Origin of the sequence: Psychrobacter sp. (assembly GCF_030457785.1) — a bacterium.
Taxonomy (GTDB): Bacteria; Pseudomonadota; Gammaproteobacteria; order Pseudomonadales; family Moraxellaceae; genus Psychrobacter.
On record NZ_JAKDUI010000292.1, the window covers coordinates 1 to 1,969 of the forward strand.

Below are 1,969 nucleotides of genomic sequence, written 5' to 3' on the forward strand. Positions count from 1 at the left end.
ATTAATACGCTTAGTTTACCAAGTTTACCTCTACGGTTTCTTCAGCATAGCTCACCCTACCAAGAACTGTTACGATAATTCTAAATTCCAGCTCGCTAATTACCATGACATACCCCATTACCCTTCGTAAAAAGGTACTACAGTCTCTTGAACAAGGCATGAGCGTGCGCACCGCAGCCAAGCTTTATGATATGAGTCCCACCACCATTATTAACTGGAAAAAAGACATCAGTATCAAGCCCATCGTCAGAGCACCGCGCAAAATATCTAATGATGCCCTAAAACAAGACATTACTGACTATCCTGACGCTTACTACTATGAAAGAGCTGCTCGTTTGGGCTGTAGTAAATCCGGCGTAGAAGCTGCCATGAAAGCGAGGATAAAGCAAAGCACTGCTTTGCCCGAGTGCAAGGGGAGAGCTATGCTCGAGTACCAGATTTCATAAGAACAAACGTATCAAAAAGCTATTAAACCGACATGGTCACCGTATTCTATGGCTACCGCCTTACAGTCCTGATTTAAATCTTATTGAGAAGAAGTGGGCTGAAGTAAAAACGCTCAGGCAAGGCTGGGGTGAGAATAATCTAAATCACTTATTCAGCAATGTCTGCTGTTACAACTTTAAGTTGGATTGACTATATTTGTTTAAACTTGCCCAAATAACATTACGCCATGTATTAATGAAGGGCCTAAGAATACCATAAACAATCCCGCTAAAATCATTGTTAAACTAGCTATAACGCCCTCGTCCTCATTGCGCTGACTTGCCCGGGCTGTACCAAAACCGTGTGATGCATTACCAAATGCGATTCCATTTGCAAGATGTGAGCGAATACGAAAAAAAGTCAAAATCATATCCCCTAAAATCATTCCCACCATCCCTGTGATCAAAGTAAACAATGAGACTAAAGAGGAAGATCCGTGAATTTTTTCAGATAAGTCTAACGCAAATGGTGTCGATATTGAACGGGCCATCAAGCTATAGGTCAAGGTCTTATCAAAGTGGAACAAACCAGTGAATAGGTATATGCTTAAGACTCCCACCACCATCCCGACAGTTATGGAAGCGGTCAAAGCCAAAGCATGTCGACGTATTAAACGACGATATTCATAAATAGGTATAGCAAACGCAACCGTTGCGGGGGCAAGTAACTGCACAATCCAAGCTGTATCTTTCCAATAAGTATCATAAGAGATATTAAAGATAATCATTAATGAAAGCGTTATTACTGGAACCGTGATAGCTGGGTTTAGCCAAGATTTTCGATAGCGCACATAGATTACTTTAGCCATATAATAAGCAGCTAATGTCCAAATGAGACAAAGGATTGACCAGACATTCATTGTAAATCCTCACACATTATCATTATTTTTTAGGTTTAATTGGGCTTTATGAATCTGATGTCGATACAATCTACGTTGCAAACGGTGCACCATAATAAAGGTTAATGCTGAGCTTAACATCACCATCGCGGTACTTAAGATAATTGTCAGCATTAATTGCCAGCCCTTACTGATAAATAGCGCCTTGTATTGAAGTATTGACATCATAAGTGGGATAAACATTAATACTAATTCACCCAAAACAAATTTTGCCCCCAGTCTGACCCAGTTAACCTTGATAGCACCACTCATTAATAAGATCAGCATTAAAGATACTCCTAAGACGCCTGAGGATACGGGTAAATGCAATAACTCAACCAATATCGCAGCACAATACCAGACAGCTGCGATAATAGCGCATTGCATAAGGACATGAAGCCATGATTGGCCATAGAACCTTTGAAGTGCCAGTTTTGTTTTAGCTAAAAAACAGGAGGATAGACGAAGATTAAGATTACGCATAATAGTTGTTGTTTGTTGATTAGAGACTACTTATTATAAAAATACTATAGTCATAAATTATGAATTATATTTTTATTTTTATTCCCAATTTCTATAATAAATTTCGTTCTTTCTCTTAAATGT

General features: G+C 39.0%; 4 protein-coding genes. 2 read left to right on the forward strand and 2 right to left on the reverse strand.

Going from position 1 to position 1,969, the window contains the following annotated elements; all coding sequences use genetic code 11:
• The first annotated feature begins 104 nt into the window (after nucleotides 1–104).
• Complete coding sequence (locus L0J61_RS10655) at nucleotides 105–446, forward strand: IS630 transposase-related protein (RefSeq protein WP_058025959.1); 342 nt, start codon at nucleotides 105–107, stop codon at nucleotides 444–446.
• 43 nt (nucleotides 447–489) lie between these two features.
• Nucleotides 490–636: a transposase gene (locus L0J61_RS10720; RefSeq protein WP_367651957.1), complete on the forward strand. Its 147-nt coding sequence runs from the start codon at nucleotides 490–492 to the stop codon at nucleotides 634–636.
• Nucleotides 637–646: 10 nt separating this feature from the next.
• On the opposite strand, the gene L0J61_RS10660 is transcribed toward L0J61_RS10720, so the two are convergent.
• Together L0J61_RS10660 and L0J61_RS10665 are read right to left on the reverse strand one after the other, a co-directional pair.
• Nucleotides 647–1,345 carry an LrgB family protein gene (locus tag L0J61_RS10660; protein WP_192520907.1) on the reverse strand — a complete coding sequence of 233 codons (699 nt, stop codon included), beginning with the start codon at nucleotides 1,343–1,345 and terminating at the stop codon, nucleotides 647–649.
• Nucleotides 1,346–1,354: 9 nt separating this feature from the next.
• Nucleotides 1,355–1,846 (reverse strand): CidA/LrgA family protein, encoded by a 492-nt coding sequence (locus L0J61_RS10665; protein ID WP_192520905.1) that lies wholly within the window; start codon nucleotides 1,844–1,846, stop codon nucleotides 1,355–1,357.
• Nucleotides 1,847–1,969 lie beyond the last annotated feature (123 nt).

Excerpts from the sequence above, each read along its gene's own strand:
- L0J61_RS10655 (WP_058025959.1), top strand. The coding sequence starts at position 105 with ATGACATACCCCATTACCCTTCGTAAAAAGGTACTACAGTCTCTTGAA.
- L0J61_RS10660 (WP_192520907.1), bottom strand. The coding sequence starts at position 1,345 with ATGAATGTCTGGTCAATCCTTTGTCTCATTTGGACATTAGCTGCTTAT.
- L0J61_RS10665 (WP_192520905.1), bottom strand. The coding sequence starts at position 1,846 with ATGCGTAATCTTAATCTTCGTCTATCCTCCTGTTTTTTAGCTAAAACA.